The organism is uncultured Candidatus Kuenenia sp. (assembly GCF_900696675.1).
GTDB lineage: Bacteria > Planctomycetota > Brocadiia > Brocadiales > Brocadiaceae > Kuenenia > Kuenenia stuttgartiensis_A.
On record NZ_CAADGZ010000156.1, the window covers coordinates 1 to 6,713 of the forward strand.

Below are 6,713 nucleotides of genomic sequence, written 5' to 3' on the forward strand. Positions count from 1 at the left end.
CACCACATGTCATGAAACGTCTTGAACATGTATTGGATGAATCTTGTGATTCGCTTAAAAGAGGGTCAGTTGTTGTTGTAGAAGAGACACGACATCGTATCCGTAAATTACCCATAAAGACCGAAGAGGATTGGCGATAACAATGAAACCAATTATTTCTGTGGAGATCGGATTTTAGAAATGGTTTGGACACAGATGAACACTGATGGACACGGATTATCGGCATATTAAATTTAAAGATCTGACCGAGAAGATTATCGAAATCTTTTATAAAGTTTATAATAAACTGGATTACGGTTTTCTGGAAAAGGTTTATGAAAATGCAATGATGATAAAATTCAAAAAAGAAGGCATTCACGCTGTATCACAATAATTATTTGTTGTTCTTGTAAATTTAGAAACCGTTCAGGATTACTGTCAAGCTATAGGACACAGATAAACGCAGATGGACACGGAGAAAGTATTTAAATGCACCTGTGAAAGATGGGATTTAGAGATTTGTCCCTTGGTTTTTGCATGTGCCTCTCTGGTCATGTGGTACACACTATGAAGAAAGGAAACGCAACCAATCTTCCCCTTTTGCCGTTGATTTCACATAATGATTTTGTTACTTTTGTGTTATGTATAAATCTTACGACCTTATAAAAAACCCTGAACCCAAAATCGGCGAAGAAGAGGCCCATAGAGTTCATTGAATCATTTAAGGGCGATATTGCTACGAAAACTGACCTTCAATTGCTAAAGATAGACATCGAAGGTAAGCTTGACAAACTCTATACAAAGATTGAATGGGTAAAGGGCGAGCTTGAGGGTAAAATCTAAAATTCCAGGCTTGATTTAATGGACAAAATCGGGGCGGCAAAGATAGATATGCTCAAATGGCTTTTTGGTTTCTGGATTACACTTATAGGAACTATTATTGCCCTATGGTTATCCAAATAGCATCCTGCCTGAATTTTTTTTGAGAAAATAACTAATAATGCCAACAGTTCTTAACATAGCGCCAAGCGCCTAAAAATCTGCCATAGTCAGAACTCTTACCGATGCACATTGCATGTTACTTTAAGATACGGAGGTTTTTATGCCCATTATAAACACCCTTGAGATTTACGAAGACTTAAAATCACAATTCAAAGAAGATGAGGCGCGCACTTTGACAAAGGCATTAGAAAAATCTTTGGAGGAATACCAAAAGAAGCAGGAAAGTTTTTTGGCAACAAAGGATGATATTGCTAAACTTCGTGAAGAGCTGAAAGACGATATAAATAGCTTAAGTTTAATAACAAAAAATGATATTGCCAATTTGCGAAGTGAACTGAAGGATGATATTGCCAATTTGCGAAGTGAACTGAAGGACGATATTACCAATTTGCGAAGTGAACAGAAGGATGATATTACCAAATTCCAAATAGAAACGAAAAACGATATGACTAAACTTCGTGAAGAGCTGAAAGAAGATATTAATAAGGTAAGAAATGATCTTGCTAATGCAAAGGCCGAAATTATCAAGTGGTTATTTATATTCCTGATAGGTCAGGGAGCGACAATTATTAGTATTTTGAAGTTTATAAAGTGAAAATAAGGAGGTTCGCCATGACACCGGTTCTGGAAAATAAAAAGTACACCTATGAAGATTATTTGAAAATTTCTGATGATAAAAGGTACGAACTGATTGATGGAGAATTAATTATAACACCATTTCCGAGCACGAGGCATCAAAGGATTTCGAGGAAGATTGAATTTGTTATTGAGAAATTTGTAGCAGATAATAATCTGGGGGAGGTCTTTGATGCTCCCTATGATGTTTATCTTGATGAAGAAAATGTTGTTCAGTCGGATATCCTATTTGTTTCAAGAGACAGGTTGAGTATCATTGGTGAAAAGAATATCCAGGGATCACCTGACATGGTAATTAAGATAGTTTCTGAAAATAGCGCATATAGAGATATTGTGCAAAAGAAAAATCTTTATGCGAGATTTGGTGTAAAGGAATACTGGATCGTGATACCGGAGACCTAAGAGATAGAAATCTATATGCTGGAAGAAAACCATTACCGGTTGTATAAGACATACGGGAAAAACGAATCTCTTGAATCGCCTGTGCTAAAGGGCTTAAGAATGGAGTTAAATAATATACTTTAGAAACAAGCATATGACCAGTTGGTAGGCTAGCGTTAAAACCTCCAGCCCCCCCAATCGTCGCCAGGTATATTTGTTACCAAACCAATTCCCTCTCTTTTGTTTTTTTCTTGCTTCAAGGTAATTAATTATATAAAATCTTCAAATTATGCAAAAAAGCAAATATACCTATTTTACTGAAATACCAACAGGCTTGTTTTACGGCATTTCGATAAAAAATACAGTGTTTTTATTCTTTTTTTCTGTAGTTTACAGCGGTAGTAAATTTTTTGGGTATGTAGCAAATTTTTGACTTTGTTGTGTTTGCGGTTTTTGCGCCAGTAGCTCAGATGGATAGAGCATCGGATTTCTAATCCGGCGGCCGAGGGTTCGAATCCTTCCTGGCGCGCCATATTCATTTCAGCTAAGCCTTATATACATTTGTGGTGAGCGTAGCTCAGTTGGTTAGAGCATTAGACTGTGGCTCTAAGGGTCGCGGGTTCGAATCCCGTCGCTCACCCCATTTTTTTTCAATTCCTGATTGATACATTCTTTCGTTATTCTTTAATGATAAACGGACCAGTGTTTTAAATACATTAAGTGTCTATTAGCAGTTTAGGATGCCATATTTATTTGGTGATAGAATTTTTGCGGAGTGAAATCAGGTTGACATTTGTCCTATCTTCTATATAATTGGGACTTTATTTTATTGTCCAATTTTGATGTATGAACGACTGCGCCGACATTGCGTTTTTTTTGCGCTCGTAGCTCAATTGGATAGAGTGGTGGACTTCGAATCCAAAGGTTGCAGGTTCAAGTCCTGCCGGGCGCGCCATTCTTAAATTTTTTCAATAAATAACCTTTTGCGCCCTTAGCTCAGATGGTAGAGCAACTGACTCTTAATCAGTGGGTCGGAGGTTCGATCCCTCCAGGGCGCACCAATAAGATTGTCGTTTTTAGTACGTCGGGCATATCGTTTAATTGAAATTAAAACAGTGCCATTACGATGAGGGCATTGAAAACTCAATACCTTGCAAATGTAAGATTAAAACTGCTCAGTCGTTGTTTATGATGGAAGACAATAGGTCTCTGTTTTAGTAAAACGCGATACTGGCTTAGCAAAATTGCAAGAAGTATTTAAACGTAATTGCTGTTTATTCGGTTGATATATTTTTATGCCGCAATTGTAATTTTAATTGAGAAATTTTATTTCTTGATTTTAAACAGAGGTCTGCGAGGGTGGCGGAACTGGCAGACGCGCAAGACTTAGGATCTTGTACCTTAACGGTGTGGGGGTTCGATTCCCCCCCCTCGCATAAATATGCGAATATAAAAAGCGGGTGTAGCTCAGTGGTAGAGCATCACGTTGCCAACGTGAATGTCGTGGGTTCGAGCCCCATCACCCGCTCCAATTTTTTAGCAAGTGTTAGAATACGGAATGATGAATCATGAATATAACAATTGAAAATGCAGGGCCTTGTAAGAAACTTTTAAAGTTTGAAATTCCCAAAGAAGCAATAGAAAGCGAATTAGAGAAAAAGACGTTGGAAGCCTGTAGTACTGTACAGCTTCCAGGTTTTCGAAAAGGACACGTACCCAGAAAACTGGTTGAGAAACGATTCGAAACCCAAATCAAAGAAGATGTGAAGCAATCCCTCATAAGCGAATCGTATGAAAAGGCATTAGAAGAAAACAAAATCGAACCTGTAGGCGAACCTAAATTTGACCCTGAGTTCGGAAATTTGAATCTTGAAATCGGGAAACCGCTCACCTTTGACGTTACGCTTGAAGTTTTGCCTGTATTTGAAGTAGGCCAATATAAAGGTTTACAGTTAAAGAAGAAGGCGATCGATGTGTCTGAAGAAGAAATTGATAAGCTCCTAAAAGAATTGGCGCTGCAAAAAGCGCAATTTACTGTTGTGAGTGGTGGAGGTATAGAAGAAAAGGATCTTATTATTTGTGACTGCAAAGTTGAAGTAAATGGTATAACTGTTTTTGAAGACAATGACATAGAAGTCAGTGTTGTAGACGGAAGCAAAATTGCTCATACGGAAATCCCTGAGTTGGTAAAATATTTAAAAGGAAATACAACTGGTGCCACATGTACGATTAATGTTGTATTATCTGATACGTTCAATATAAAAGAATATCGTGGAAAAGAAGCAAGTATAAAACTTGTGGTTAATGAGATAAAACGTTTAAGCCCTCCGGAAATAGATGAGGATCTTGCCAAAACCTTAAATTTTAAATCACTGGAAGACTTAAAATTAAATGCCAGAAAGCGCCTGGAAATAAATAAGAATATCTGGGCAGAAAACGATTTGAGGACGCAGATTCTTGATACACTTTTGGCTCAAACACAATTTGATCTGCCGAAGGACTTTATTAACAAACATGCAGAAGAAAGGGTATATAAGCATCAGCTTGATTTGGTAAAAAGAGGCGTTCCGTTTGAAGAGGTTCAAAAACAAACTGAATCAATGAAAAGCGTTTCAGAAGAATCCATAGTGAAAGAATTAAAGGCATCGCTTATAATTGAGTATATTGCGAAAAAAGAAAAAATATTTGTAACTGAAAACGAAGTTGAACAACGAATAGTGGAAATTGCATATTCTTATAACACAGATAAAAAAGTTGTTCGAAAACAACTGGAAACACAGGGAAACTTATCTTATTTACGGAACGAAATGCGGGAAGATAAGACATTGGCTTTTTTGTTAAAGGAAGCAAAAATTGAACAGGAAGCAGCGAAATAATTTCTGATTTATTAACCTAAAGGAGTTTTTGTGTATAAAGATTATTTGTCGCGTTTAGAAAATGGTGCGTTCCCGGATGTTTCTCCACAAATGAAACAAGGGGCGCTTTTTGTTCCGTATGTTGTGGAAAAAACGGGGCATGGAGAAAGACATTATGATATTTTCTCGCGGTTACTTAAAGATCGTATAATTTTTATCGGATCAGCCATCGAAGATACGTTAACAAATTTAGTTATAGCACAGATACTCTTTCTTCAGAATGAAAACAAAAATCAGGATATTAATATTTACATTAACTCGCCCGGAGGATCCATAACTGCAGGTTTAGCCATTTACGACACGATGCAATTTGTACAATGCGATGTTGCTACTTTCTGTATTGGGCAGGCATACAGCATGGCTGCTATTCTCCTTGCAGGTGGCACAAAAAACAAAAGATTTGGTCTCCCCCATACACGTATCATGTTGCACCAACCTTGGGGAGGAATGCGGGGTACTGCGACTGACATTAGCATCCAGGCGGAAGAAATTCTGAAAATGAAAAAGTGTTTAAACGAAATCCTTGTAAAACATACAGGACAGCCTTTGGAACGTATAGAGGCAGATGTTGACCGCGACTTTTACATGTCATCACATGATGCAAAAGAATATGGTTTGATTGATGAAGTAATTGAATCGCTACGAGATAAGAAGGAGAAGGAATAAGTATTTTGCAATGCAGAAATATTTTGACAAAACACAAGTATAGATCGTGACTTTTATTTTTAAGTTTTTTTAAAGGAGGAATGTTGATGCATAGAGTGCAAAAACGCGTAATGGTCGTTTTGTTAATGTTTGCAGTAGCCTTTATCGTAGGTCAGAGTAACGTTAGTTTTGCAAAGGCGAAGCTGCAAGGGCATGTAAATATTAATACGGCAACTGAGGCACAATTGGCAATGTTGCCGGGCATTGGTGAAAAACTGGCAAAAGAAATAGTTGCGCATAGAACAAAAATAGGACCTTTCAAAACAACTGGAGATATTATAAAAGTAAAAGGACTAAAAGATAAAAAGTTTGAAAAATTTAAAGATTTTATAATTTTGGAAGGTGAAACAACGATAGAAGAGATAAAAGAAAAGAAGTGATTGCCTTTTAAAGAATAAATACAATACGAATCTTAGATAGTAAGAAAAGAAGGGGCGTCCAAAACAGGCGTCCCTTCTTTGTTTTAAAGTGTAAGGTTGTTGTAATTAACAAATAGTCGTAACTATTCAGCGTAATCTATTAAACTACCGAAGCACAACTCGTTCTCAAACCTTGTACTGAACATAGTGAAGTATCTGATTGGGTACGTAATGGCAATGGAAACTTCATTCGTTGGTTCAGGTTTGTAACCTGAACCAAACGTTTTATCCCTTCAATCCAATCTTCTATCAGCAGAACAAATGACAAGTAAATTCCAAATTCCAACCAGTCATCATGTTGCATTTGCAACACCCGGAAACGATGAAAATGGTCTTATAACCATATCATATTGTGGTACATATACTTGAGCTATTTTTTGTAGTCTTACTTTCAGAACTCCTGATCTGGTGGAATTTAATTTGATACCAAATTAAACACAAGACGCAAATTTGTGACTGGCAAGACGCGTGTATCTCCCGCCCCAGTCTCCACGTTCCAGCGGAGGGAGTAAAAACAGGGGTCATGCCATTTTCCATCCAGCAATGGGGATGCCTTCTATTGAATCCTTACCTATCTCACTGTAATTAATAAGCTTAGCTACTTTTTGATAAAAAAGGCACTTCAGGAGTTCTGACTTTTGAGTCGGAAACATCTGGCATTTCAGTTTCTGTACCG

Annotated in this window: 6 protein-coding genes and 6 tRNA genes; all 12 read left to right on the top strand. The window is 37.2% G+C overall.

The genetic code is table 11. The annotated features are described in order from the left end of the window. Positions 1–205: 205 nt before the first annotated feature. The 12 genes from QZT26_RS15550 (at position 206) to QZT26_RS15605 (ending at position 5,998) form a co-directional block, all read left to right on the top strand. Positions 206–373, top strand: coding sequence for a GxxExxY protein (locus tag QZT26_RS15550; RefSeq protein WP_169704227.1), 168 nt, complete (start codon positions 206–208; stop codon positions 371–373). A 708-nt stretch (positions 374–1,081) separates the two neighbouring features. Continuing rightward, on the top strand, positions 1,082–1,576 hold the full coding sequence (locus QZT26_RS15555) for a coiled-coil domain-containing protein (RefSeq protein ID WP_169704226.1): 495 nt from the start codon (positions 1,082–1,084) through the stop codon (positions 1,574–1,576). Between the two features lie 17 nt (positions 1,577–1,593). Further along, positions 1,594–2,019, top strand: coding sequence for a Uma2 family endonuclease (locus QZT26_RS15560; protein WP_169704225.1), 426 nt, complete (start codon positions 1,594–1,596; stop codon positions 2,017–2,019). Positions 2,020–2,453: 434 nt separating this feature from the next. Next, positions 2,454–2,530: transfer RNA gene (locus QZT26_RS15565), tRNA-Arg, on the top strand. A 34-nt stretch (positions 2,531–2,564) separates the two neighbouring features. Continuing rightward, a tRNA-His gene (locus QZT26_RS15570) sits at positions 2,565–2,641 on the top strand. Positions 2,642–2,876: 235 nt separating this feature from the next. After that, positions 2,877–2,953 (top strand) — tRNA-Arg (locus QZT26_RS15575). A 30-nt stretch (positions 2,954–2,983) separates the two neighbouring features. Continuing rightward, a tRNA-Lys gene (locus tag QZT26_RS15580) sits at positions 2,984–3,059 on the top strand. Positions 3,060–3,351: 292 nt separating this feature from the next. Continuing rightward, a tRNA-Leu gene (locus QZT26_RS15585) sits at positions 3,352–3,434 on the top strand. A gap of 20 nt (positions 3,435–3,454) precedes the next feature. Next, positions 3,455–3,529 (top strand) — tRNA-Gly (locus QZT26_RS15590). Positions 3,530–3,566: 37 nt separating this feature from the next. Beyond that, positions 3,567–4,874 carry a trigger factor gene (tig, locus tag QZT26_RS15595; protein WP_295103455.1) on the top strand — a complete coding sequence of 436 codons (1,308 nt, stop codon included), beginning with the start codon at positions 3,567–3,569 and terminating at the stop codon, positions 4,872–4,874. 30 nt (positions 4,875–4,904) lie between these two features. Then, positions 4,905–5,579 (top strand): ATP-dependent Clp protease proteolytic subunit, encoded by a 675-nt coding sequence (locus QZT26_RS15600; RefSeq protein WP_295103459.1) that lies wholly within the window; start codon positions 4,905–4,907, stop codon positions 5,577–5,579. 86 nt (positions 5,580–5,665) lie between these two features. Continuing rightward, entirely contained in the window at positions 5,666–5,998 is a 333-nt protein-coding gene (locus tag QZT26_RS15605; RefSeq protein WP_295103461.1) for a helix-hairpin-helix domain-containing protein, read from the top strand. Positions 5,999–6,713: the final 715 nt, after the last annotated feature.

Excerpts from the sequence above, each read along its gene's own strand:
- QZT26_RS15550 (WP_169704227.1), top strand. The coding sequence starts at position 206 with ATGGACACGGATTATCGGCATATTAAATTTAAAGATCTGACCGAGAAG.
- QZT26_RS15555 (WP_169704226.1), top strand. The coding sequence starts at position 1,082 with ATGCCCATTATAAACACCCTTGAGATTTACGAAGACTTAAAATCACAA.
- QZT26_RS15560 (WP_169704225.1), top strand. The coding sequence starts at position 1,594 with ATGACACCGGTTCTGGAAAATAAAAAGTACACCTATGAAGATTATTTG.
- tig (WP_295103455.1), top strand. The coding sequence starts at position 3,567 with ATGAATATAACAATTGAAAATGCAGGGCCTTGTAAGAAACTTTTAAAG.
- QZT26_RS15605 (WP_295103461.1), top strand. The coding sequence starts at position 5,666 with ATGCATAGAGTGCAAAAACGCGTAATGGTCGTTTTGTTAATGTTTGCA.